This window comes from Collimonas sp. OK412 (assembly GCF_900112135.1).
Lineage (GTDB): Bacteria > Pseudomonadota > Gammaproteobacteria > Burkholderiales > Burkholderiaceae_D > Collimonas > Collimonas rhizosphaerae.
This window is the reverse complement of record NZ_FOLC01000036.1, coordinates 1-22,463: the sequence shown is the minus strand read 5'-3', so window position 1 is coordinate 22,463 and position 22,463 is coordinate 1. Positions and strand designations below refer to the sequence as shown.

Below are 22,463 nucleotides of genomic sequence, written 5' to 3'. Positions count from 1 at the left end.
TTTACGTCAACAAAAACAAGTTAAATGCGATCCATCAAGATCTTTCCTTCCGGTTATCTCTATTGGTGTAATTGAGCGCAGCGAGCCTGGTGTTGGCCACATCCCTATAGTGGGGCGACAATTCGCAGCCGATCCACTGATAGCCATCCATAGCCGCGGCTACCAAGGTTGAACCAGATCCGGCGAACGGATCCAGAATAATCCCCGATGGCGCACAAATGCGATTGACCTGGCGCATGACCTCCACTGGCTTTCCGGTGATGTGATGTTTATCTGCCGTCTTGACGACCTGGCGAATGGCGCCTGGCAGAACACCGACGCCGCGATCCAACGGCATATTTCCCTTGCTGCCCCAGACGATATATTCGCATTGCGCTCGAAATCGGCCCATGACCGGCCGTGTGCCTTCGGTCTTATCCCAGACGGCGATACCGCGCCAGGAGAATCCGGCCGCTTGCAGTGCGTCGGTGGTGGTGGGCAGCTGTCGCCAGTCGGTAAAGAGGCATACCGGCGCACCTGGTTTCAGCAGGCGCCAGCACTCCGACAGCCACAAGATACTCCAGCGCAGATGCGAGCGCTGATCGCGGTGATCCCCTGCGAAATCATGAAATCCGCGCTTTGTGCTGCCTTGTACGTACTTGGTGGTGGTGCTGGCTTGCCGCGCACCGATGTGCAGGCCGCCGCTGGCATAGGGCGGGTCGGTAATGAGAGCGTCGATACTTTCGCTCGGGAGCGATTCAAGAAAGGGCAGACAATCGCCCTGGTGCAGCTTGTTGACTTCCACTTCGATAACTCCAACGTCCGGCGCTCACTGGCGCTCTCTGTAGGGGGCGCGTGGCCCTCAGCTAAATGGTTACATTGTCCGGATCAGGTGTTCGGCGATCCACTGCGCGACTTGCGGCACGACGGCGTTTCCGGCAGCATGAGTTTCTGCAAAGTTGGCCGCATCCAGTCCCCTGCAAAGCCCATGATCGTCAACCGTTCGCTGCCGATTAACCATCTGATCCCAACCGTCGCCGGCAGCGATGAGGCCCGAACCGCTGATATCGATCTGTCCGGCTGAGCTCCCTGATAGAAGGGTAGGATGTGCCCATGCGGCGATTTCGACGGGGTATTCTGCCGGGCGCGGCGGGCCTGAAAACGTTCCCACTGGAGCGGTGTCAGCCAGCAGCTCAAGGGGAGGGTGCTTGCCAAGACCTGCGACCATGAAAACCCTGCGGCGACGCGTGGGGACTCCGAAATATTGAGCATTAAGCACTCGCCAGCATCCCAGATACCCGCATTCGGCAAGGGCAGCGATGACTGTCTGGAAGTCTTCGCCATCGTTGCTATTGAGGAGCCCCGTGACGTTCTCAAGCACCAGCCATTGGGGCCGAAGCTCGTTGATGATGCGGATGACTTCGAAGAAGAGGCCGGTGCGGCTGCCGGCGAGGCCGCGGCGTTTGCCCATGGCGCTAACGTCCTGACAGGGGAATCCCCCGGTGATGACATCGACCGGGCTGAGATTGGCCGCGCCGCAGAGTCGGACGTCATTGTGCTGCGTGGCTTGTGGAAAGCGGTCCCTGAGGACCGCCCGGCAGACGGGATCGATTTCGACTTGCCATGCGCTTCTAAAGCCTGCGTTTTCGAATCCGATATCGAAGCCGCCGATACCGGCGAAAAGGCTACCGATGGTTGGTTTGTGTTTGACATACATGAGAGCCCACTGGGTCAGATGCTCGGTGGCATACTGGTGCGGGGCGCGTGGCCCTCAAATGATTTAATGTGCTGCAACGAGGACATTTGATAGCTAGGGCGATGTATTCACCTTCGCCGAGTTTTTTGGAACAATTGCCACAACGGATTTCTTGCATCTAGGTATACCTGCGTAAAAATGCTAAGCTTCGGGCCGCCTGTGCACAGGTGGCGCGGCCCTGGGCCTTGCTTGCAGCCGTATTCTGCAGGCACGGTGGCGTGGTCGGTGTTCGAAGCACTGACCGCGTCGCCGCGTCTTAACCCGTACTTTCTCACGCGCACGTGGCCTGCGAAACCGCGACGGGGTTGATAAGCCGCTTATCAACCCTCTGCCAGGTGCGCACCGACCGGCAACCCGGCAACATGCAGAGCATGAACGCCGAACTGCTCGAACTCACCCGCTTACTGCACAACATGATCCGCTTCGGCACCATTGCCGAAGTTGCTAGCGGTCGCGCCCGTGTGCGCCTGAGTCCAAAGCTGACGACGACCTGGTTGCGCTGGGCGGCATTGCGCGCAGGCGACGCCCGCAGCTGGTGGGCGCCGTCGGTCGGTGAACAGGTGGTGCTGTTGTCGCCTGGTGGGGATCTCACTGCGGGCGTCATCGTGCCGGCGATCTATTCCAACGCCTTCCCGGCGCCGTCCGACAATCCCTCCCTTCACACCACGCATTACCCTGATGGCGCGGTCGTTCAGTACGACTACCAGGCGCATACCCTGGGCGCGACGCTGCCGGACGGCACGAGCGTCACCGTCGCGCCTGGCAAAGTCACCTCCAACGCGGAAGACACGGAATGCACCGGCAATCTGTTGGTGCAAAAGAATCTGGTGGTCAACCAGAATCTGACCGTCAACGGCATGTCCGCGCTGAATGCCGGCATGAACGTCCAGGCCGGTGAGGGCGGCGGTCCTGCGGCGATAGTGCAAGGCGTGATTCAAGCCACGATGGACATGATTGCTGCTGGGATCAGCCTGGTAAAACACCCGCACGGCGGCGTGAAGAAGGGTGACGACGATTCGGGGGCGCCGAAATGATGAACGCCCGTACTGGCCGCAGCATGTCCCGCCTGGCCCACATCCAGCAGTCCCTAGCCGACATTCTCACTACGCCCATCGGCAGCCGCGTCATGCGCCGCGAATACGGCTCCGAAGTGCCGGAACTGATCGACCAACCCTTGCACGGCGCCACCGTCCTGCGCATCTATGCTGCGACCGCCCGTGCCGTACTGTTGTGGGAGCCGCGCATTTCCCTCACTGGCGTGCAGCTTCAGCGCGGCACGGATGGATCCGCCACGCTGCTCCTGGACGGTGTCACCAGCGAGCAAGCGGTCCAGCTGGCCGTGCCGGTCGGAAGTTCGTCGGGGGCATTGGCATGAGCGGCATTGATTTATCTCGCCTGCCGGCACCCAATGTCATCGAGCCGCTGGACTTCGAGACGATCCTGGCCGAGCAGTTGGCCGACCTGCAGGAACGCGATGCCGAATTCGTCGGCCTGCAGGAATCCGATCCAGCGATGAAGGTGCTGCAGGTCACCGCCTACCGCGAGTTAAAGGTACGTCAGCGCATCAATGAAGCTGCCCGTGCCGTCATGCTGGCCTATGCCCTCGACGCTGATCTGGATCACCTGGGCGCGCTGATGGACGTGCCGCGCCTGCAAATCTGGCCGGCGGACCCAGACAAAGGGATTGCCGCCGTCATGGAAGAGAACGAAGATTACCGCCGGCGCATTCAGTTGGCGCCGCAGGGCTTGTCCGTCGCCGGCCCGGAAGGCGCTTATGTTTTCCATGCCTTAAGCAGCGACGGCCGCGTGCGCAATGCGACGGCGACCAGCCCGGCGCCCGGTCACGTGGTGGTCACCATTCTGTCGCATGAGGGAGACGGCACGCCCTCGCAAGAACTGTTGGACATTGTCGCCGCCCACCTGGCGCAAGACGGTATTCGTCCCCTGACCGACTATGTCCTGGTGCGGGCGGCGCAGATCGAACGCTACCAGGTGAAGGCCGTCCTATACAGCTTCTCGGGACCGGATTCGACGGTGGTCGTGGCCGAAGCCGACAAGCGCATGCGGCAGTACGCCAAGGATGCGCACCAGCTGGGCCGGGTGCCAACCCATTCCGGTGTCGAGGCGGCATTGCATGTGCCGGGCGTAGAGCGCGTGACGTTGATCACGCCGACCGATGACCCGGATATTTCGAAGCTGCGGGCGCATTACTGCGACGATATCGCACTTACCTACGGGGGCGTGCATGAGTAAGCCAGTGCGCTCCCTACTGCCGCCGAACACCACGCCCCAGGAGCGGGCGCTGGAAGCGACCTTGTCCCGTATCTCGGACGTAGCCGTGCCGCTACGCGCACTCTACCGACCAGGCGAAATACCGCTCGATCAGCTGCCTTGGCTGGCCTGGCAATTGTCGGTCGAGAGCTGGAAGCCGTACTGGACCGAAGAGGTGCGACGCGCCCGCGTGCGCAATGCCATGAAGATCCACCGCCAGAAGGGTACCGCCAAGGCGGTCAAGGATGTGGTGGCAGCGTTCGGCGGTGCCATCCTGCTGCGCGAGTGGTGGCAAAAGACGCCCATGGGCGAGCCGCACACGTTCGATCTGGTCATGACCCTGACCGGCGCCGGCGGCCAGTCCGCTACCGCCGAGTTTGTCGATGATGTGATCGCCGAGGTCAACCGCACAAAACCCGTTCGTAGCCACTTTACGTTTACCCAGGGTCTACATACGCAAGCCGCGATTGCCGTGGCAACTGCCGTGCGCCCCGTGATCTATGCCCGTTTGAACCTGACTGAAGCCATTTAACACCTATGCCTGGACTCCAAATTATCACGACCAAGGCGGGCCGCGCCGCCCTGGTCAACGCCGAACACAACGGCACGGCGCCGCTCAAGATCGCCGAGATCGGCATCACTGCGGCGGTCTTTAACGCCAATGAAGACATGATCGCGCTGCCTGGCGAATTCAAGCGTTTATCCACCATTGCCGGCGAAGTAGTAGCACCCGATACGATGCACGTCACCATCCGCGACGATGGCAGCGACACCTATACAGTGCGCGGCATCGGCTATTGGCTCAGCAACGGCGTTTTGCTGGGCCTCTATAGCCAGCCGGATCCGATCTTGCAAAAATCCACGCAGTCGATGATGTTGCTGGCGGCTGATACTGTGTTCACCACGATCACCGCCACGTCGCTAACCTTCGGTGACGCCAATTTTACGAACCCGCCGGCCACCTTCGACCGTCAGGGCGTGGTTGAGTTGGCGACCTTGGACGAAACCGCCGCCGGCAAGGATGCCACCCGCGCCGTCACGCCGGCCGGATTGACGCCAGCTATGGCTAAAGCCATCGCCGCGCATATGGCAGCGTCGGATCCGCACCAGCAATACCTGACGCCGGAACGCGGCAACGCCCTGTATTTCCGCAAACTCCCCGCTGTGACCAGCAGCGATACAGACTGCGACACTCTGCTGGAAACAGGCGTGCGCGATGTTTCTGTCGCCAATGATCGCGGCGTCATCGCCGCCACCAAGCTGCCGGCCGGCGCCGATGGGTACGGCAGCTTGACGACCGTGAACGGCGGCCAGTTCGTGCACCAGGTGTATACAGAAGCGACGATAGCGCACCGCACCTGGCAGCGCACCGGCTTCCTGGGGACAAATAGACCGTTTGAGGGGCACAACTGGAAGCTGCTCTGGGATTCCGCGACCTTTGATCCAGGTACTAAGCAGGACAAGCTCGCCTATATCCCGGTCCAGCAGGGTACAGGCATCGGACAAACACCGAATACCGTCAAGATCGGCTGGAGCAATGGCAGCGGCGTCAAAGTTACGGTGGATGCGAGCGACATGGGGTCGGTCGTGTTTGCACAACAGCGCACCAAATTAAATTGGAACGGCATCGGCGGTCAACCCACATGGATTTATGGCGGCAATACGCCCGATGACGTCAATGTCTACAACCCGTCTAACTTTAGTGTCAACTACGCCAACAGCGCCAACTATGCCTCTACTGCCGGTGTTGCCAATACCTGGCAAGGCTTTCCGCTACGGTTCGCGGAGAACCCGCCCGGCAATCTGCCGTATTACCTATTAGGGATCGAGGCCGGCCATAACGAGTTCTCCATCTATAACCGCACCGCGCTGTCGGTCGGCTCCGCCATGAGTGCGGTCTATGCCAACCAGCTGACCGGCCAAGGTTTGCAACATGGCGGCATCGGGGGATATCACGTGAACAAGAATCACACGAGCCCCGAGCTGGGCGGTGCATGGGAATTGCGTGGCTTCGCTTACGACTTCGGATCGGGTGGCGATGGCGGCATGGGGACACGAACAGCGTTATGGCAAAGGGTAGCGTAATGGTAAAAATCAAACTCAACGAAACAAGCGACCAGGCGCTGGAAACCCTCATCGATCCGGCGCCGATTCCGCCGGCGCCGCCCGTGGTGTTTCCGCACTTGCTGCTTGCAAAACAGTCCACAGCGGAAGAAATCAAGCCGGTCGACCCGTTCGTCTATACCGACATCAGAGACATCGTGCGAATACCTGCCGGTTTTACGTGTTCGGTCAAATTCGTCAGTCGTGACGACTATCTGTCGTTCATGGCGTGCCCGGACGATGTGGAAACGCATGGCCGCGCCATTCATGCGGACTGCGCTGCCCGGACGGAAGTGCCGAATTATTTCCCAACCGACGCCGAGCTGGTGGACGCGGTGCAGGAGCGCATGGCCCGTGAACTGCGTCGCGCCAACAGCGCCGTCACCAAGTATCAGGACCGCGTCGACGTGGACGACGCCAGCGACGCCGATATCGGCTTGCTGTTGGTCTGGAAAAAATACCGTGTTGCCTTGAACCGTATCCCTGACCAGGCCGGCTATCCGCACGGCCTCATCTGGCCGGTAGCGCCCGACACCGCAATTCTTGAATCACTCACCCAATCAACAGGAGGCCACATTGGCAACTGATTACCACCATGGCGTGCGCGTCATCGAAAAGAACGAGGGCACCCGCCCGATCCGTACCGTCAGCACTGCCGTCATCGGCCTGATCGCCACCGCCGAGGATGCCGACCCGACGGTCTTCCCACTCGACACGCCGGTTCTGCTGATGAACGTGATTGCAGCGCAAGGCAAGGCCGGTACCAAGGGTACGCTGCGCCGCGTCCTGGAAGCCATCGCCTTGCAGACCAAGCCCATGACCATCGTGGTGCGCGTCGCCGAAGGCAAGGACGAAGCGGAGACGACCTCCAATGTCATCGGCACCACGACCGCCGCTGGCAAATATACCGGCATCAAGGCGCTGCTGGCGGCTCAGGCCCGGCTCGGGATAAAGCCGCGGATCCTGGGCGCGCCTGGCCTGGACACCAAGCCGGTCGCCAATGCGTTGGCAAGCGTCGGACAGCAACTGCGCGCCTTCGCTTATGTATCGGCGCATGGTTGCCTGACCAAAGAAGAAGCGACCGCTTACCGCAAGGATTTCGGACAGCGCGAGCTGATGGTGATCTGGCCCGATTTCGTGAACTGGGATACCGCCACCAATGCCGATGCCAGCATGTCGGCGGTGGCTTATGCCTTAGGCCTGCGCGCCAAGATCGACGAAGAGATCGGTTGGCACAAGACCTTGTCCAATATGGTCGTCAACGGCCCGACCGGTATCTCCAGTGACGTGTTCTGGGATCTGCAGGATCCGGCCACCGACGCCGGTTACCTGAACAGCAAGGAGGTCACGACCCTGATCAACAGCAACGGCTTTCGGTTCTGGGGTTCGCGCACCTGCGAAGCCGGGGGCTACTTTTACTTTGAGAACTACACCCGCACCGCCCAGGTGGTGGCCGATACCATCGCCGAAGCTCATATGGCCTATGTCGACGTGCCGATGCATCCGGCCTTAGTGAAAGACCTGATCGAGAGCATCAATGCCAAATTCCGCGACCTGATCCGGGGCGGCTATCTGCTGGGCGGCAGCGCCTGGTTCGATCCTGAATACAACAGCAAAGAAAACCTGAAGGACGGCAAGCTGGCAATCGATTACGACTACACGCCGGTACCGCCCTTGGAAAACCTGATGTTCCAGCAACGGATCACCGACCGCTACCTGGCCGACTTCGCCGCCGCTGTTGCCGCCTCTTAACCATTTCACCTATCAAGAAAGCAGACCACACCATGGGCATGCCTAAAAAACTCAAAGATTTTATTTTGTTCGATAGCGGCAATTCCTATCGCGGCCAGGTGACGGAAATCACCCTCCCGAAACTTTCCCGCAAAATGGAAGAGTACCGCGCCGGCGGCATGAGCGGCCCGGTATCGGTTGACCTGGGCAATGAAGCGATCACCCTGGAATGGACCGCCGGCGGCCTCATCCTGGAAGCTCTGCTGCAGTATGGCGCCCGCAGCCACAATGCGACGCAATTGCGCTTTGCCGGCGCTTATGAGAATGACGACGACGGTGCCATGTCGGCCGTCGAGATCGTCGTGCGCGGTCGGCACAAGGAGATCGACATGGGCAACGCCAAGTCTGCCGAAGACACCAGCCAGAAATACACGACCGCCTGCAGCTATTACAAGCTGACCATCGATAACCGGCCTATCTTTGAATTCGATTTTATTAACGCCATCGAGAAGATCGACGGCAAGGACCGCAACGCTGATATCCGGCGCGCTATCGGCCTGTAACCCCTGACAGCAACGTTAACCCCTTTCTCTTTTTTTACTTGTAAAACCTTTACTTCAAATTCTTATGAAAAACGCTGCCATGAATACCCCAGAAACTATCACCGCCGACAGCGCCACTTCCGGCGTCTATAAGACCATTACCCTGGAAGAACCGCTGACCCGTGGCGACACCCTGATCACCAGCGTGCAGATCCGCAAGCCCACGTCGGGCGAGTTGCGCGGCGTCTCGCTGGTGGATCTGAGCAATCTGGATGTGCTGTCCCTGCAGCGCGTCCTGCCGCGCATTACCTTGCCGACCTTGGCACCGCACGATGTGGCAAAGCTGGATCTGGCGGACCTGATGGCCCTGGGTTCCGAGGTGGCCGTTTTTTTGCTGAAGAAAGCAGATCGTCCGGTGGTCTACCCGAATTCGTAGAAGATCCCATGGCCGATATTGCGACGGTGTTTCACTGGCCGCCGCAGGCCATGGATGAACTGGATTTGACGGACTTGATGGCCTGGCGTGAACGTGCCAGGGTGCGCAGCGGCGCGGAAGATTAGGAAGCATTCAATGAATGACAAGCAACTGCGGTTACAGGTGGTGTTCGCGGCGTTAGATAAACTGACCGCGCCGCTCAAGAAGATCACCGGCGAGTCGTCCGTCCTGGGCAAAGCCATCAAGGCCAATAGCAACCGGCTGAAGGAGCTGAACGCCCTGCAGAAGGATGTGGGGCGCTTCCGCGAGCTGCATGCGGGCCTCGACAGCAGCTCCAGTAAGTTGCGCGAGGTGCAGCAGCATGTCGCTGGCCTGGCGCAGAAGATGCGGCAGACGGCCCAGCCGACGCGGGCCATGACCCGTGAGTTTAACGCTGCCGTGAAGTCGGCCGGCGCGCTCAAACGCGCCGGCCAGCAGCAGGGTGAACAATTGCAGGTGTTGCGGGACCGCCTGTCCGGCGCCGGCATCGGCACCGACAAATTATCCAGACATGAGCGCAGCCTGCGCGGCGACATCGCCGCCACCAATGCCCAGCTGGCCGAGCAGCAGAAGCGCTTATCCGCGATTGCCGGTCATCAGCAGAAGGTCGGCGCGGCCCGTCAGCATGCCGACAAGCTGCGGTCCACTGCCGGCAATGTCGCCGCCGCCGGTGTCGGTGCCACGGTTGCCGGCAGTGCGGTCGGAGCGCCCCTGGTCAGCGGGCTGAAAGATGCAAAACATTATCAGACCGAGAAGGCGCGCATTACCGCACTGGGTCTGGGTCCCAAGGTCAGCTTTGATGCCGAGCGTTATGCCCGCGGTATGAAGACCTACGGCACCAGTCATGCCGAGAACCTGGAGCTGGTACGCGACAGCATGTCCGTGTTCGGCGATCTGCCGCACGCGCAGATGGTCGCGCCCATGCTGGCGAAGATGAAGTTTGCCAATAAGGCGTTTTATGGCGAGGAAGCAGGTGGCGAGAATGAACGCAAGTTCATGGACATGTTGAAAGTGATCGAGGTGCGCGGCGGCACCGCCAGCGCCGCGAAGTTCAACGAGCAGGCCAATATGGTGCAGAAGGTCATTTCTGCGACCGGCGGGCGGGTCGGTCCGACCGAGTGGCTGAACCTCATTAAAACCGGCGGCATTGCCGCCAAGGGCATGGACGAAAAGTCTTTTTACTATGAGCTGGAACCGCTGGTGCAGGAGCTGGGCGGCTTTGGCGTCGGTAATGGTCTGATGTCGAGCTATAACAATCTGTACCAGGGCCGCACCAGCAAGCGGGCCGCGATCAACCTGGACAAGCTGGGTCTGATTGGCGATCACACCAAAGTAAAACACGACAAGGTCGGGCAGAGCGCCCAGCTGGACCCCGGCGCGCTCTTGGGCGCAGACCTCTTCAAGAAAAGCCAGTTCGAGTGGATGGAACAGGTACTGTTGCCGCAGCTAGCAAAACACGGCATTACCAAGAAATCGCAGGTGCTCGATACCATCGGCAGCCTGTACACGAACCGCAAGGCCGGCGACCTGATGGCGAACATGTACTTGCAGCGCGCCCAGATCCACAAGAACCGGAAATTGAACGAAGGCGCCTACGATGTGGACCAGCTCGAACCGCTGGCCCGAGAACAGGCTGCCGGCAAGGAGATGGAAACCTTGGCGAAGTTGGCCGATTTAAAACTGACCATGGGCGAGAAGATCCTGCCGCTGTATTCCCGCGCCATCGAGTCCGTGACGGCCGCCCTGGATGGCCTGAACGGGTTCATGGAACGCAACCCCCTATTGAGCAAGGTCATGATTGTGGGCTTTGGCAGCCTGGCGGCCATCCTGGTGGTGCTGGGTCCGTTGATGCTGGGCCTGGCTGCCCTGATCGGTCCTTATGCCATGTTGCACGTGTTGTTCGCCAAGATGGGGATTGCCGGCGGTGTGCTGACGCCGATCCTGCGCGGCATCGCGTCAGCTTTCCTATGGCTGGGTCGCGCCTTGCTGTTTGTCGGTCGGGCTTTCCTGATGAATCCAATCGGCCTGGTGATTACCGGCATTGCGCTGGCTGCTTACCTGATCTACCAGTATTGGGAGCCCATTAAAGGCTTTTTTACGGACCTGTGGAATACCGTCGGCAATGTGTTTAATCGCGCCTGGGCCAGCATCAAGGTGTTTGCGGGCGGTTTGTGGGCCGATGTGCAGCAGGCCTTCGCCGGCGGCATTGGCGGTGTCACTGCGCTGATTCTAAACTGGTCGCCGCTTGGCTTGTTCTACCAGGCGTTTGCCGGCGTGCTGCGCTGGTTCGGCATCGATCTGCCTAGTAAATTTAGCGACTTCGGCCTGAACATCATGCAGGGTCTGGCGAACGGGATCGCTGGCGCCCTGGGGATCGTTCGTACCGCGATTGCCGGCGCCAGCGATAGTGTCGTCGGCTGGTTCAAGGAAAAGCTGGGCATCCATAGCCCTAGCCGGGTATTTGCGGAGCTGGGCGACTTCACGATGCAGGGCCTGGCGGTCGGCCTGCAGCGCAGCCAGGGTGATCCGCTCGACCAGGTCGGCGGCCTCGCCAAGCGCTTGACCCAGCTCGGCGCCGGCATTGCCATCGGTGCAGCCGCCATGCCAGCGCTGGCCTTCGACACGCGGCCGCCGATTTCGCCACGCGCTGCCGGCGCCGGCATGGTGATCCAGGGCGACACGATCACGATCAGCATTACTGCTGCGCCAGGCATGGATGAGCAGGCCATTGCCCGCGCTGTGGCGCAGGCTTTGGAACAACGCGACAGACAGAAGGCGGCGCGGATCCGCTCCAGCCTGTCCGACTACGATAATTAAGAGGAAAACCTGATCATGATGATGGTCCTGGGCATGTTTGTGTTTAGCCTGCCGACCCTGGCGTACCAGGAGCTGCAGCGTAAGACCGACTGGAAGCACCCGAGTACGTCCCGGGTCGGCGCCCGCAACGCCCGCCAGTTCACCGGGAAGGGTGACGACACGATCACCCTGTCCGGCTGGATCGCACCGGAGCTGACCGGCAGCGTCTATTCCCTGGATGCCTTGCGCCTGATGGGCGATACAGGCAAGTCCTGGATCCTGATTGCTGGCACAGGGCGCATTTACGGTTCGTTCGTCATTACCGGCATGACCGAGGGGCGCACTGTCCTGGGACAGGATGGTGACGCCGGCAAGATCGATTTTACGATCACCCTGGAGCGTACCGACGAATCGGTGCTGGGCCTATTGAATACCTTGGGCGACCTAGGCAGCATCAAGAATATGTTGAGCCTGGAGGGTATCAGCAACAGCGTGAGCAACTTCGCCAGCGACGTGCGGGGCACGTTCTGATGGAGTATCCAATTCCCGCATTCAAGATCACCCTGGACGGCCAGGACATTACGGGAAAATTTGCACCGCGCCTGGTCAGTCTCGATCTCACCGAGTGTCGTAGCGACAGCGCCGACGAACTGAGTATCACCCTGTCCGATACCGATGGCCAGTTGGCGATACCGGGCAAGGGCGCCAGGATCAATGTACAGATCGGCTGGCAGGAATCCGGCCTGGTCGACAAGGGCGTGTTTACGGTCGATGAGATCGAGCACAGCGGCGCGCCGGACGTGCTGACCTTGCGTGCCAGGACGGCCAGCCTGATCGACACTTTTAGGCAGCCCCAGGAGCGCAGCTTCCACGATACCACGCTAGGCACGGTGATCGAGGTGATCGCGTTTCAGCAGGAGCTGAAAGCCGGTATTGCCGAGGCGCTGCGAGGTGTAAAGATCGCGCACCTGGACCAAACCAGGGAGAGTGACGCGGCATTCCTGCGCCGGTTAGGTAAAAAATACGATGCCGCCGCGACCGTGAAAAATGACACCTTGTTATTCATGCCGGCGGGCCGCAGCAAGACGGCATCGGGCCGCGACTTGCCGGTGATCCGCATTACGCGCAACCTGGGAGATAGACACCGCTACCACAGCGCCGAGCGCGACAGCTACAGCGGCGTGCGCGTGTTCTGGCATGACGACCGACACGGCCAGCGCCGCAGTGTCGTGGCCGGCCTGCCTGGCAACAGCAAGAGATTGCGCACGACCTATGCCAATGAGGCTGACGCCCGCACGGCGGCGGTCGCAGAATGGCAGCGTATCCAGCGCGGCGCTGCAACCCTGGAATTGTCGCTGGCAATTGGCGACCCGGCGTTGATGCCGCAATCGCCTGTGGCCGTCGTGGGATTCAAAACGGAGATTGATCACCAGGACTGGCTGACCGCAAAGGTCAGGCACAGCATCAGTGACGCCGGCTTTACCAGCAGCATCGAGCTGGAGACGCGCACCGAGGAAGCGGAAGTCGAACGCGAGGATGAGGTCGACCTGGACCCGGGCGTGACCGGTGTCATCACAAAATGGCGTGACAAGGTCGCTAAGAAACAAGGGGAACAGCTTGCAGGATCTCGCAGTAATCCCAAATCACTAGCGCATATTTATGCGAGCAAACAAACGGCGGTGCGTGCAGCAAAACTTGAGTGGGAAAAAATCCAGGAACGGCGCCAGATAATCGCGGAAAACAGCGAGGGGACATGACTTTCTGAGGAGCAATCTGTATGATTTCGCCTCTTGTCGTTTTGTTAGCATTTTTCCTGCCGCACGACTTCTTTTTATCATGCTCCGGCTTATCGATAGCAACGCTGAATGTGACGGTCAGGCGAGATATACGCTGCCTGATTTTATAGAGTGCTCTTTTTTTTACGCTCAGTTTTAATAATTGTTTTTCCTGTGGAAATATTATTATTGCTGCCGGCGTCGTGAATTATCTGAGTATTTTTTCCGGAGGCTGTAGGAGCGGCTTGCGCTGGCGCTTCGCGCCCGGTGGATGGACCTAATTTGAGGCTGTCGGACATACTGAGTATCGCCATCTTACCGCGCACATCCAAAGCTCTATAGTTGAAAAGCAACTCTGCCTCGTCTGTCGTCAAGCTATCTTGCGCCGGTTCCCCATGCAAAACGTAGTGTGTGTCCGCACCGATGGCAGCAATTGCGAGCAGATACTTCGCGTCCGGAAAACGCTTGTCCTGTTCATAATTTATTTGTGTTCCCTTTTCTACGCCACCGACCAAAGCAAAGTCGGGCTGCGTCATGCCAAGACGTTTTCGCTCCTGCTTCAATCGCAAACCTAAAGTATTCATATTTCGTCTTTTTATTTACAAGTGTATTTATTTGTACTATATTCTCGTTACCGCTAACGATTCAATAATCATACATTATGACAACAAGAAAGTACCCGTCTAGTCGTGCGCCTCGTCGTCTTGATACGGAGCGCGTCGTCGTGCAATTGCGACAATTCGAAGTCATTTTCGCCAATCAGCATGCTTCCCATCGTCAATGCTCCCGCTCTACCTTCATCCGTAATATGTACCTGATCGGACTCGCCGAATATTTGAAGCGGCCGTTAGAGTTTGATCTTATCGACGTTGACTACCATCCACGCACAGTTTTGATTGCGGGGCAATGATGAAGCGTCCAATGCAAATTGAACAAGCCTTGCGTAGTGCGCTGACCGGCCCAGGTCGTCAGGACGTGCAGCACAAGGTTGGCTGGGACGATTCCCAAGTCAGCCGCTTCCTCAATGGCGGGCAGGGCATTGTCATCGACAAGATCGACCTGCTGGTCGCCGCTGTCGGTTTCGTCATGGTCACCTGCAAGTATCTCGACGCTGTCTCCACTTTAGGCGAGGTCGGCATGCATTGCGAATGCGCCCGGCAGGGCCAGGGCGAGTGTTCTCGCCGCGTCTAATCGCATCACGGTAGTTTGTAGTTGTTGTAAGCCGGCGTCAGGGGCCGATTGAAGTGTCAGGTAAAGAGATTGTCGAAATGAGAAATATTGGAATGTGCTGTCCCTTTTGTTCCACCTCGCCACGCGCCGTTAAAAGCCGTGTGCTGTCGTCGCTGATGAAAGAGATTACCTATCAATGCCAAAACCCGTATTGCGGCTATTCCTTTGTCGCCAGGCTGGAGATTGCCCGGACGCTGTCCGTTTCTTCTATCGTCAAGCCCGAGATCAAAGTGCCGCTTTCGCAGCACATTAACTGGTCCGCGATCAATCAGCTGACCTTGAATCTGACACCAGCCTGAGGCCCGCCAATGAAACGCCATCGCATCCTAGCCCCGCCGTAACCACGGCCTAGTAGTTTCTCCCTCGTTGTCTTTTGTCATGCCTGTTTGCAGGCATGCCGGATTCGCTCATTCTGAAATAAGGAAAAACCCATGCAACCCTATGTCGCTAAACAGATGGTTCATCCGTTCCCCCGTTTGTCATGTCAGCGCATGACCCGCATGCAAAAGCTGCGGCGTCGTATCGCGCTCAAGAATGCCGGTGAGGCATTCCGTTCGGGCCTGCTGTGTGGCTTCGTCATGTTCGCGCCATCGCTGGCCGTGGCGCTCTCCTGGGTAAAGGACTGAGCCATGACTATGCGTATTGATTTAGCACTCACCAATCACGAAATTTTTGCACTGGGATTTCATTCAATGATTCGTGAATACGTCATTTGCTGGAATATGGGACTTGTTCGGGCGTCTATCGCTCTTGAGCCGGTTATCGCAGCTCGCCTGCATTCTTTGGGCGGCATGGCGGGGGCGTGGTGATGACGGCGCCCAATGTCAGCTTTGAACAATTGCAGCGCGTCCACAGCGCCTTGCGCATCACCATCCCGCTGCACGAAGTCTCGCCGCTGATGCTGTCTACGTTGTCCGTCATCGCGCACTGCTGGCGTGACCGGATCCCGGCGCATTTGTGGCGGGATCCGGTCAACGAGGTGCGGTCCAGCATGACCACGCAAGAATTTCAGCGGCAATATTTATGCACCTTTGCCGCCACCTCCGACAACAAGCAGCAACCGATAGACCTCAAACGCCGCGCCGCGGCGGATTACGAATAACACGATGAATCCATCTTTACACGCCGACATTCTGAGCCGTCTGTCCGAATTCAACTTCAAGCACGAAAAAAAGGGCTATCTGCGCGCCGGCACCTGTCCGCAGTGCCAAAAGAAGGAACTGTATGCCAACGCCGACAACCCGTGGGTCGTGCGTTGCGGCCGCCTAAACAATTGCGGCTACGAGGGTCATGTGAAGGAGCTGTATCCCGACCTGTTCGACGACTGGAGCAAGCGTTACCAGACGCCCGAAGCGACCAACCCGCAAGCGGCGGTCGACGCCTACATGCAGCACGGCCGCGGCTTTACCTTATCTCGTGTGCAGGGCCTATACAAGCAGGAAAGCTATTTCGACAAGGATCTGAACATCGGCAGCGCGACGGTGCGTTTTGCGGTCGCTGACGGCTATTGGGAGCGTCTGATCGACAAGCCGCAGCGCTTCGGCAAGAAGAAGGCCCGGTTCAGCTTCGGATCGGCCTACCACGGCAGATTCTGGTCGCATCCGGCGCACAGCCTGCAGGCGGTCGAGGAGATTTGGATCGTGGAAGGCATTTTTGACGCCATCGCCCTGGAGCACCACGGCATTGCGGCCGTATCGATCATGAGCTGCAATAATTACCCTCTGCAGTCGCTGCAGGATCTGCGCGACGCCCGAGGTAACCAGGATTGTCGCCTGGTGTGGGCGCTGGACGGCGATAGCGCCGGCCGCAGTTATACGACCAAGCATATCGAGCGCGCCAAGGCGGCCGGCTGGGAGTGCTCCGCCGCGCAGATCCCGCAGAACGGCAAGCTGAAACTGGACTGGAACGACCTGCACCAGCGCGACAAGCTGACAGACGCCGATATCGAGAACTACCGCTACCACGGCGCCATCCTTGTCGCCGACAGCGCCAGCGACAAGGCGTTGCTGATGTACGGCAAGGAGGGCAAGACCGAATTCGATTTCGAGTTTCGTAACCGCCTGTACTGGTTCACGCTCGATCTGATGGCCTATAACAAGGAAATGGAGCAGCTCGACAGCGAAGGGTCAACCAGCATCCTGTCCGAGGCCGGCAAGCGCGAGAAAGCGCTGTATGCGGCGCACACGATACGCCCGATTGCCAATTGCAACCCGGTGGCGCTGTACTACCAGAAAAACGACATGACGGACGAAGCCTGGTATTACTTCCGGGTCGATTTCCCGCATGACGGCGCCTCGATCAAGAACACCTTCACCAGCTCGCAAATCTCCAGCTCGGCGGAATTCAAGAAGCGCCTGCTCGGCATCGCTCCTGGTGCGATGTTCAGTGGCAGCAGCGCGATGCTGGACCGCATCATGGAACGCGATCTGTTCCATATCAAGCGGGTAGAAACCATCGACTATATCGGCTACAGCAAGGAATACGGCTGCTATGTCCTGGACAACGTCGCTATCAAGGACGGCTCGCTGTATGACGTCAATAAGGAAGATTTTTACGACCTGGGGCGCATAGCCGTCAAATCCCTGAATCGGTCGGTATCGCTCCAGATCAACCGTGATCCGGACGGCTATACGACTGAATGGGTCAACCTGCTGTGGAAAGCCTTCGGCGCCAAGGGCATGGTGGCGCTGACATTCTGGTTCGGCTCCTTGTTTGCCGAGCAGATCCGCGCCGCGCAAAGCTCATATCCGTTCCTGGAGGTGGTCGGCAAAGCCGGCGCCGGCAAGTCTACGCTGATCGAGTTTCTGTGGAAGTTGTTTGGCCGCGCCGGTTATGAGGGCTTCGATCCGAGCAAATCCAGCCTGGCCGCCCGTGCCCGTAATTTCTCCCAGGTATCCGGCTTGCCGGTGGTGCTGATCGAGTCCGACCGGGAGCGCATGGACGGCGACAAGAGCCATGTGAAGTCTTTTGACTGGGATGAGCTGAAAACCGCCTACAACGGCCGCTCAACCCGCGCACGGGGCATGAATACGGGCGGTAACGAGACTTACGAGCCGCCGTTCCGTGGCGCCATCGTCATTTCGCAGAATAACCCGGTCAATGCCTCCGAGGCGATCTTGTCGCGGATCGTCCACCTGTATTTCGACCTGACCACGCAAACGCCAGAATCCGGTGAGGCGGCCGACGCCCTGAAGTTCATGCCGGCCGAGAAAGTGTCGGGTTTTATCCTGGCCGCGGCCAAGCGTGAGAAGAAGATCATGGAAACCGTGGCTGAGCGCACGGCGGTCTATTTGAAGGAGCTACGCATGCGGCCGGAAATCAAAATGCCGCGGCTGGTCGAGACTCACGCGCAGATGCTGGCGCTGACGGACGCTCTGGGCCTGGTCATCAAGCTGACACCTGAGCAGCAGAAGGCTATGCGCGAACAGATCATCACCATGGCGGGCGAGCGCCAGCAGGTGATTAACGACGACCACACCTTGGTGCAGGAATTCTGGGAAGCCTTCGACTACCTGGACAGCAACGACATGCACCGTTTGAACCATTCCCGCGACCCGCAGTTGATCGCGGTCAACCTGAACCACTTTGTGCAGATCGCCGCCGAGCGCCGCCAGCAGATCCCTGTGATCGGCGACCTCAAGAAGGTATTGCGGACCAGCCGCCGGCGAAAGTTTCTCGATGTGCGCGTGGTCAACAGCCAGATCCGCGCCCGAGACAACGTCCTGGGTAGCAAATCAATGATGTGCTGGGTATTCCAAAACGATAAACCAACTAACTAACCAAAGGAAAATTTCTGATATGAAAGTTCTGTTTTTAACCTGCTTGTACACGATGATGATTTTTTCTGCCTATGGCATATCGGTATGCGCAAAGTCGTTGCTGTCGAAATTTTCGGTGCGATGCGGCACGTTAGATAGCTGGATTGTGGGCGCTCTCTCCGTCCTGGTACTTATCGTCGGCGTCTATTGTGGGGTGTCGCGTGATTGAGGCAGTGGAAAGAAAAACAGTTGTGGTCGGTGATCGTGTCACATTTGAAAATGATCAAGGGCCGCAAGTTGGCAACGTGATCGGGATCCAGCGGAATATCTGCAATGCCCAGCCTTTTGCCATTATCGAGGTGGACGATATTCTGCCAGGCATTCTAATGTCAGCTGCGATTGCGGATATTGAACTGGCATCTAACAAAATTGATCATCAAGCACAACGGAGAAAATGTGATAAGTGAAGAATTGCTGATTGAGTGCGCCAGAAGAGGCGCGCAGTTATACGCTGAGTTACATCCCAGACCGGCGCACGTCAATCAAGTACAAGCTGCAGACATGCTAAGCCTGTCACCTCAAACCATCGGAAAAATGGTGCGTGATGGTCGGCTTGCATTAAACTCTCTTGGGCTAATTCCAATTTCTGAGATTGATCGCGCTCTGTCGGTCAGGTGATTCTTTTGGCGATATCGGCAGCACTCGCATTGTAGTAAACGAGTGCTTGATCGATCTTGGTCCAACCAAACATCTTGCATAAATCAAACACCGCTTGCTGTGCCGCGATGCCATTTGATTGCATCCGGCCGGCGATCCACGTGGCAGCAGTATGGCGTGAGTCATGGAAGGTAAATCCTGATAACCCAGCGCGTTCGCGCGCGCGCCGGAATAGGGCGTCGAGCGTCTGCGCCTTTAACCCGAAGACGAGTTCTGTATCAAATCCCCGCATCTGTTCGATTAATGCCCGCGCCTTGGGCGTCAGTGGCACATCGCGTTCAGTGTCATTTTTCGTTTTCACCAACTTACAATAGCCGTCGTGCACCCGATCCCAAGTCAACTCGCACAATTCACCAGCGCGCATCCCTGAGCGCAGCGCCAGCAGGAGACAACACGCCACGGCCTGAGTGATCGTGCGTACTTTGTTTTTGACATATCCCATCTGGCGCAGCATGCGCTTGAGTTGAGGTCGGCTGATGAGTGTCTTGCGGTGCTTCGGCTCTTTAGGTTTGCGTACATCCCGCAGTGGGTTCTGATCGATCCAGCGCCACTCGCGCCGAGCTGATTCCAACACGGCCGATAACAGGCTGATTTCCCGCAGGATGGTGCCTGGCTGTACGACCTTAGCGCGACTGTCACGCCAGGCAGCCAAGTCTTCCGGCACGATCTTGTTGATCGGTTTTTTCAGAGGTAACGCATGCTGTTCAAAGGCGTTCAGCCGAAGCATTTCCCATCGTTCGCCGCGCTTGGTTGGTGAAACTTCGTCAGCGTATTTGCGTAGCGCGTCCAGAAGCGTGTGACGTGTTCCGAGGGGTGTATTGTTGATAGTCCGAATCTCGGTTTCTCGGCGCGCGGCCCATGCATCGGCCTCACGTTTTGTCGGGAAAGACTTATTCTCGCGGATGCCGCGAATAGCGATCTGAACGCGCCAACTAGCGCCGATCTTCTGGATACTTGCCATGGAGGTGTAAATTGAGGTGTAAAAAATGTGTAGTGAGAGTGTAATTTAATATCGTTTTGAGCGATATGGACTACTTGCACATTTGATTTAACTCATTGATTTGTAAGAAAATATAGCGTGAAAATATATTTACTTAAATTGTAATGGTGCCCGAGGCCGGAATCGAACCGGCACACCGTTTCCGGCGAGAGATTTTAAGTCTCTTGTGTCTACCGATTTCACCACTCGGGCAATTCTGCCGTTCCGAGGAAACGCGCAAAACATGTATCGCCGGCAATTGCCTGCGATACGGACAGGGCCGCATTCTAACAGGTTCTGAGGGCCAAGGCCATCCTCCCATGCTTGCTTATCGGCCTGCAAGCACAGGCAGAACCTGGATCGGTCAGCTTGCGAAACGTAATTCGGAAGTGGCCACCGCCTTGATTTCAGGCCCGAAGCTGTCGAGGTTGGGCAGCGTCGCGTTTTCATGTGCGCGAATCTGCTGTCCGGTCGCATGCGGCTGGTCGTGGGTGGTGTGGGCATCTGACACCAGCGTCACGGGATAACCCAGGGCGGCGGCGCGGCGGGTGGTGGTGTCGATGCAGAATTGCGAAGCGTAGCCGCAGATCACGAGATGTTCGGTATGCCATGAAGCAAGCAATGCTTCGAGTTCGGTGCGGAGAAAGGAGTCAGGCGTAGTCTTGCGCACTTTTGTATCACTGTCCTTTACCTGCAGTCCGGGCTGGAGTTGCCAGCCTGCGGAGCTGTATTCGAGATCGCTGGCTTCGTGCTGGATGAAGATTACGGGAATTTCGGCGGCGCGGGCCCTGGCGGTCAATGTGTTGATGCGTTCCACGACCGCATCGGCTTCGAACGGGCGGGGCGTTGCATCAAACAGGGCTTGCTGGACATCGATGACGAGGAGAGCGGATTTCATGGTTTCCTGTGGGAGCTTGAACCGGGAACCCATAAGGAATTCCCGCGGTTGACGCACTACCTCGACAGCCGGGCGAGGTAGTTGCCGGCATCGGTTTCAGGTTTCCGGGAGATTCGGGACGACTGCAGTCGCGCCGAAATTGTTGGGTTCCTTTGGTTCCTGGGCCAGGAAATAGATAATGATGATCCAGCCGATGACAGGAATGATCGCGATCAGCTGCCACCAGCCGCTGCGATTCGTATCATGCAGGCGCCGTGCTGCAGCTGCAATCGATGGCAGCAGCGTGGCGACGGAAAAGAGCAGGCTGAGTTTGTGGCTGACTGCATCGGTTGCGAACGAGGCCAGGACGATAAAAAGCGCGAACCACCAATATTCGGAGCGCGCAGCCCTGCCGTTGAAATCGGCGTATTTGGCAAAACAGACTTTGATCGATTCCGTGAACGTCATTTCTATCCCCTGTAGTTTGTATGCACGGGTACCCGCCTTCGGCGGTGTTTATGCCCATGGGTTTAAGTAAAATTACCAGGGAGTAATAATAACAAAAGCCGTAACATTCACGGCAAAATGTTGGTGTAGCGGAAATCTACTTTAATCCTGGCGCCGAAACAGCAGCTAGCCTGTGCCGGCGGACAAAACTCCCTCCGTTCTTATAGTTCCAGTGTGGCTTCCACAGTATTTCATTGCCACAATAAAAATGTATCTATAAAGAAACAGTTTCTTTAAATAAATAAAAATGAATTGATGTTGCACCGGACAAGCGCATAATAAATTGCCGTGCAGAAATAAAAATAGATTGAAGCTGAGGATACGCAACTGAGTATGTGAATGCAGTAGGCCGATATGCCGATCGCTGATCGGGTTGAAGTTGAAGCACATATGGGGGAGGCGTCATGGGCAAAGCGTTGTCTGGTCGGGGATCCTTGCCGGTTATTTTTATTGCAACGTTGGCAGTTGTTTCAGGTTGTGGAGGTGGTGGGGGCGGCAGCGGTAATCCGAATCCCGTTACTCCTCCGGTTCCAAGCACCCCGCCGGCTCCCGCCGCGCCCCCGGTTTCAACCCTGCCGCCTCCTGTCGACAATAGCGGCAATGGAATAACGCCAGCACCTGCGATGCTGAATGTACTCGACCCCAGCAACGCCAAGGCCGCCCACGCACAAGGCATGACCGGCGCCGGCGTCGCGGTCGGCGTGGTCGATACCGATTTCGATGTCAGCGATCCCCAATTGGCCGGCCGCATCAGCAAGACCGTCTACAGCAGCGGCGGCGCCAACGGCAACATGCACGGCGCCGAAGTGGCGCAGGCCTTGGCCGGCAGCACCCTGGGGATCGCCCCCGGCGTATTCGTGCAGGCCGCCGCCGCCGGCACCACCGGCAACAGCCTGCTGCTCAGCAGCCAGATCTACCAGGACCTGTTCGCCAAGGGCGTGCGCATCTTCAACCAGTCCAACGGCAT

28 protein-coding genes and 1 tRNA gene are annotated in these 22,463 nt (G+C 58.2%); 21 read left to right on the top strand and 8 right to left on the bottom strand.

Annotated elements, in window-relative coordinates; genetic code table 11:
* Positions 1–34: 34 nt before the first annotated feature.
* The 3 genes from BM062_RS23195 to BM062_RS23185 all read right to left on the bottom strand — a co-directional run bounded on the left by BM062_RS23195 (position 35) and on the right by BM062_RS23185 (position 1,853).
* The gene (locus BM062_RS23195) at positions 35–784 is read right to left on the bottom strand and encodes a DNA-methyltransferase (RefSeq protein ID WP_092401572.1); all 750 of its coding nucleotides are present in this window, start codon (positions 782–784) and stop codon (positions 35–37) included.
* A gap of 69 nt (positions 785–853) precedes the next feature.
* Positions 854–1,696, bottom strand: a complete 843-nt coding sequence (locus BM062_RS23190; RefSeq protein ID WP_092401569.1) for a DNA cytosine methyltransferase — start codon at positions 1,694–1,696, stop codon at positions 854–856.
* Positions 1,665–1,853, bottom strand: a complete 189-nt coding sequence (locus BM062_RS23185; protein WP_092401566.1) for a Com family DNA-binding transcriptional regulator — start codon at positions 1,851–1,853, stop codon at positions 1,665–1,667. The genes BM062_RS23190 and BM062_RS23185 overlap by 32 nt, the downstream gene beginning before the upstream one ends.
* A 253-nt stretch (positions 1,854–2,106) precedes the next feature.
* Here BM062_RS23185 and BM062_RS23180 point away from each other — a divergent pair, with 253 nt between their 5' ends.
* The 13 genes from BM062_RS23180 (at position 2,107) to BM062_RS23120 (ending at position 13,410) form a co-directional block, all read left to right on the top strand.
* Positions 2,107–2,769 (top strand): phage baseplate assembly protein V, encoded by a 663-nt coding sequence (locus tag BM062_RS23180; RefSeq protein ID WP_092401622.1) that lies wholly within the window; start codon positions 2,107–2,109, stop codon positions 2,767–2,769.
* A complete protein-coding gene (locus tag BM062_RS23175) occupies positions 2,766–3,110 on the top strand; it encodes a GPW/gp25 family protein (protein WP_217647641.1) in 345 nt (114 codons plus the stop codon). Before BM062_RS23180 ends, BM062_RS23175 begins: the two co-directional genes overlap by 4 nt.
* A complete protein-coding gene (locus BM062_RS23170; RefSeq protein WP_092401560.1) occupies positions 3,107–3,988 on the top strand; it encodes a baseplate assembly protein in 882 nt (293 codons plus the stop codon). Before BM062_RS23175 ends, BM062_RS23170 begins: the two co-directional genes overlap by 4 nt.
* Positions 3,981–4,538 carry a phage tail protein I gene (locus tag BM062_RS23165; RefSeq protein ID WP_092401557.1) on the top strand — a complete coding sequence of 186 codons (558 nt, stop codon included), beginning with the start codon at positions 3,981–3,983 and terminating at the stop codon, positions 4,536–4,538. Before BM062_RS23170 ends, BM062_RS23165 begins: the two co-directional genes overlap by 8 nt.
* 5 nt (positions 4,539–4,543) lie before the next feature.
* A complete protein-coding gene (locus BM062_RS23160) occupies positions 4,544–6,091 on the top strand; it encodes a hypothetical protein (RefSeq protein ID WP_092401554.1) in 1,548 nt (515 codons plus the stop codon).
* The gene (locus BM062_RS23155) at positions 6,091–6,696 is read left to right on the top strand and encodes a tail fiber assembly protein (protein ID WP_175501135.1); all 606 of its coding nucleotides are present in this window, start codon (positions 6,091–6,093) and stop codon (positions 6,694–6,696) included. Before BM062_RS23160 ends, BM062_RS23155 begins: the two co-directional genes overlap by 1 nt.
* Positions 6,686–7,861, top strand: coding sequence for a phage tail sheath protein (locus BM062_RS23150; protein WP_092401548.1), 1,176 nt, complete (start codon positions 6,686–6,688; stop codon positions 7,859–7,861). The genes BM062_RS23155 and BM062_RS23150 overlap by 11 nt, the downstream gene beginning before the upstream one ends.
* Before the next feature lie 32 nt (positions 7,862–7,893).
* Positions 7,894–8,403 (top strand): phage major tail tube protein, encoded by a 510-nt coding sequence (locus tag BM062_RS23145; RefSeq protein ID WP_092401545.1) that lies wholly within the window; start codon positions 7,894–7,896, stop codon positions 8,401–8,403.
* 79 nt (positions 8,404–8,482) lie between these two features.
* Complete coding sequence (locus BM062_RS23140; RefSeq protein WP_092401619.1) at positions 8,483–8,818, top strand: phage tail assembly protein; 336 nt, start codon at positions 8,483–8,485, stop codon at positions 8,816–8,818.
* 8 nt (positions 8,819–8,826) lie between these two features.
* Complete coding sequence (locus BM062_RS23135) at positions 8,827–8,943, top strand: GpE family phage tail protein (protein WP_092401542.1); 117 nt, start codon at positions 8,827–8,829, stop codon at positions 8,941–8,943.
* Positions 8,944–8,953: 10 nt separating this feature from the next.
* Positions 8,954–11,674, top strand: coding sequence for a phage tail tape measure protein (locus tag BM062_RS23130; protein ID WP_092401539.1), 2,721 nt, complete (start codon positions 8,954–8,956; stop codon positions 11,672–11,674).
* Between the two features lie 15 nt (positions 11,675–11,689).
* Positions 11,690–12,184, top strand: coding sequence for a phage tail protein (locus BM062_RS23125; RefSeq protein WP_092401536.1), 495 nt, complete (start codon positions 11,690–11,692; stop codon positions 12,182–12,184).
* Positions 12,184–13,410 (top strand): phage late control D family protein, encoded by a 1,227-nt coding sequence (locus BM062_RS23120; RefSeq protein ID WP_092401534.1) that lies wholly within the window; start codon positions 12,184–12,186, stop codon positions 13,408–13,410. The genes BM062_RS23125 and BM062_RS23120 overlap by 1 nt, the downstream gene beginning before the upstream one ends.
* Positions 13,411–13,553: 143 nt before the next feature.
* On the opposite strand, the gene BM062_RS23115 is transcribed toward BM062_RS23120, so the two are convergent.
* Complete coding sequence (locus BM062_RS23115) at positions 13,554–14,012, bottom strand: helix-turn-helix domain-containing protein (protein ID WP_175501134.1); 459 nt, start codon at positions 14,010–14,012, stop codon at positions 13,554–13,556.
* A 325-nt stretch (positions 14,013–14,337) separates the two neighbouring features.
* Between BM062_RS23115 and BM062_RS23110 the strand changes: the two genes are divergently transcribed.
* The 7 genes from BM062_RS23110 to BM062_RS25405 all read left to right on the top strand — a co-directional run bounded on the left by BM062_RS23110 (position 14,338) and on the right by BM062_RS25405 (position 18,883).
* Positions 14,338–14,619 (top strand): DNA-binding protein, encoded by a 282-nt coding sequence (locus tag BM062_RS23110; protein WP_092401616.1) that lies wholly within the window; start codon positions 14,338–14,340, stop codon positions 14,617–14,619.
* Positions 14,620–14,696: 77 nt separating this feature from the next.
* Positions 14,697–14,957, top strand: coding sequence for an Ogr/Delta-like zinc finger protein (locus tag BM062_RS23105; RefSeq protein WP_092401531.1), 261 nt, complete (start codon positions 14,697–14,699; stop codon positions 14,955–14,957).
* 132 nt (positions 14,958–15,089) lie between these two features.
* Entirely contained in the window at positions 15,090–15,284 is a 195-nt protein-coding gene (locus BM062_RS23100; protein WP_092401528.1) for a hypothetical protein, read from the top strand.
* 3 nt (positions 15,285–15,287) lie between these two features.
* A complete protein-coding gene (locus tag BM062_RS25410; protein WP_139220175.1) occupies positions 15,288–15,467 on the top strand; it encodes a hypothetical protein in 180 nt (59 codons plus the stop codon).
* Entirely contained in the window at positions 15,467–15,760 is a 294-nt protein-coding gene (locus BM062_RS23095) for a hypothetical protein (protein WP_092401525.1), read from the top strand. Before BM062_RS25410 ends, BM062_RS23095 begins: the two co-directional genes overlap by 1 nt.
* Before the next feature lie 4 nt (positions 15,761–15,764).
* Positions 15,765–18,437, top strand: coding sequence for a toprim domain-containing protein (locus tag BM062_RS23090; RefSeq protein WP_092401522.1), 2,673 nt, complete (start codon positions 15,765–15,767; stop codon positions 18,435–18,437).
* Positions 18,438–18,637: 200 nt separating this feature from the next.
* A complete protein-coding gene (locus BM062_RS25405; RefSeq protein ID WP_139220174.1) occupies positions 18,638–18,883 on the top strand; it encodes a hypothetical protein in 246 nt (81 codons plus the stop codon).
* 203 nt (positions 18,884–19,086) lie between these two features.
* On the opposite strand, the gene BM062_RS23075 is transcribed toward BM062_RS25405, so the two are convergent.
* The 4 genes from BM062_RS23075 to BM062_RS23060 all read right to left on the bottom strand — a co-directional run bounded on the left by BM062_RS23075 (position 19,087) and on the right by BM062_RS23060 (position 21,457).
* Complete coding sequence (locus BM062_RS23075; RefSeq protein WP_092401516.1) at positions 19,087–20,094, bottom strand: tyrosine-type recombinase/integrase; 1,008 nt, start codon at positions 20,092–20,094, stop codon at positions 19,087–19,089.
* 144 nt (positions 20,095–20,238) lie between these two features.
* A tRNA-Leu gene (locus tag BM062_RS23070) sits at positions 20,239–20,325 on the bottom strand.
* 151 nt (positions 20,326–20,476) lie between these two features.
* Positions 20,477–21,010 (bottom strand): cysteine hydrolase family protein, encoded by a 534-nt coding sequence (locus BM062_RS23065; RefSeq protein WP_092401513.1) that lies wholly within the window; start codon positions 21,008–21,010, stop codon positions 20,477–20,479.
* A gap of 96 nt (positions 21,011–21,106) precedes the next feature.
* Positions 21,107–21,457, bottom strand: coding sequence for a DUF805 domain-containing protein (locus tag BM062_RS23060; protein ID WP_092401510.1), 351 nt, complete (start codon positions 21,455–21,457; stop codon positions 21,107–21,109).
* A 662-nt stretch (positions 21,458–22,119) separates the two neighbouring features.
* Here BM062_RS23060 and BM062_RS25730 point away from each other — a divergent pair.
* A partial coding sequence (locus tag BM062_RS25730; protein ID WP_254785223.1) for a S8 family serine peptidase occupies positions 22,120–22,463 on the top strand: 344 nt, incomplete at its 3' end.

Excerpts from the sequence above, each read along its gene's own strand:
- BM062_RS23060 (WP_092401510.1), bottom strand. The coding sequence starts at position 21,457 with ATGACGTTCACGGAATCGATCAAAGTCTGTTTTGCCAAATACGCCGAT.
- BM062_RS23185 (WP_092401566.1), bottom strand. The coding sequence starts at position 1,853 with ATGCAAGAAATCCGTTGTGGCAATTGTTCCAAAAAACTCGGCGAAGGT.
- BM062_RS23075 (WP_092401516.1), bottom strand. The coding sequence starts at position 20,094 with ATGGCAAGTATCCAGAAGATCGGCGCTAGTTGGCGCGTTCAGATCGCT.
- BM062_RS23100 (WP_092401528.1), top strand. The coding sequence starts at position 15,090 with ATGCAACCCTATGTCGCTAAACAGATGGTTCATCCGTTCCCCCGTTTG.
- BM062_RS23105 (WP_092401531.1), top strand. The coding sequence starts at position 14,697 with ATGAGAAATATTGGAATGTGCTGTCCCTTTTGTTCCACCTCGCCACGC.
- BM062_RS23155 (WP_175501135.1), top strand. The coding sequence starts at position 6,091 with ATGGTAAAAATCAAACTCAACGAAACAAGCGACCAGGCGCTGGAAACC.
- BM062_RS23090 (WP_092401522.1), top strand. The coding sequence starts at position 15,765 with ATGAATCCATCTTTACACGCCGACATTCTGAGCCGTCTGTCCGAATTC.
- BM062_RS23180 (WP_092401622.1), top strand. The coding sequence starts at position 2,107 with ATGAACGCCGAACTGCTCGAACTCACCCGCTTACTGCACAACATGATC.
- BM062_RS23120 (WP_092401534.1), top strand. The coding sequence starts at position 12,184 with ATGGAGTATCCAATTCCCGCATTCAAGATCACCCTGGACGGCCAGGAC.
- BM062_RS23065 (WP_092401513.1), bottom strand. The coding sequence starts at position 21,010 with ATGAAATCCGCTCTCCTCGTCATCGATGTCCAGCAAGCCCTGTTTGAT.
- BM062_RS23095 (WP_092401525.1), top strand. The coding sequence starts at position 15,467 with ATGACGGCGCCCAATGTCAGCTTTGAACAATTGCAGCGCGTCCACAGC.
- BM062_RS23140 (WP_092401619.1), top strand. The coding sequence starts at position 8,483 with ATGAATACCCCAGAAACTATCACCGCCGACAGCGCCACTTCCGGCGTC.
- BM062_RS25410 (WP_139220175.1), top strand. The coding sequence starts at position 15,288 with ATGACTATGCGTATTGATTTAGCACTCACCAATCACGAAATTTTTGCA.
- BM062_RS23145 (WP_092401545.1), top strand. The coding sequence starts at position 7,894 with ATGGGCATGCCTAAAAAACTCAAAGATTTTATTTTGTTCGATAGCGGC.
- BM062_RS23175 (WP_217647641.1), top strand. The coding sequence starts at position 2,766 with ATGATGAACGCCCGTACTGGCCGCAGCATGTCCCGCCTGGCCCACATC.
- BM062_RS23130 (WP_092401539.1), top strand. The coding sequence starts at position 8,954 with ATGAATGACAAGCAACTGCGGTTACAGGTGGTGTTCGCGGCGTTAGAT.
- BM062_RS23135 (WP_092401542.1), top strand. The coding sequence starts at position 8,827 with ATGGCCGATATTGCGACGGTGTTTCACTGGCCGCCGCAGGCCATGGAT.
- BM062_RS23190 (WP_092401569.1), bottom strand. The coding sequence starts at position 1,696 with ATGTATGTCAAACACAAACCAACCATCGGTAGCCTTTTCGCCGGTATC.
- BM062_RS23110 (WP_092401616.1), top strand. The coding sequence starts at position 14,338 with ATGAAGCGTCCAATGCAAATTGAACAAGCCTTGCGTAGTGCGCTGACC.
- BM062_RS23115 (WP_175501134.1), bottom strand. The coding sequence starts at position 14,012 with ATGAATACTTTAGGTTTGCGATTGAAGCAGGAGCGAAAACGTCTTGGC.
- BM062_RS23165 (WP_092401557.1), top strand. The coding sequence starts at position 3,981 with ATGAGTAAGCCAGTGCGCTCCCTACTGCCGCCGAACACCACGCCCCAG.
- BM062_RS23170 (WP_092401560.1), top strand. The coding sequence starts at position 3,107 with ATGAGCGGCATTGATTTATCTCGCCTGCCGGCACCCAATGTCATCGAG.
- BM062_RS23160 (WP_092401554.1), top strand. The coding sequence starts at position 4,544 with ATGCCTGGACTCCAAATTATCACGACCAAGGCGGGCCGCGCCGCCCTG.
- BM062_RS23125 (WP_092401536.1), top strand. The coding sequence starts at position 11,690 with ATGATGATGGTCCTGGGCATGTTTGTGTTTAGCCTGCCGACCCTGGCG.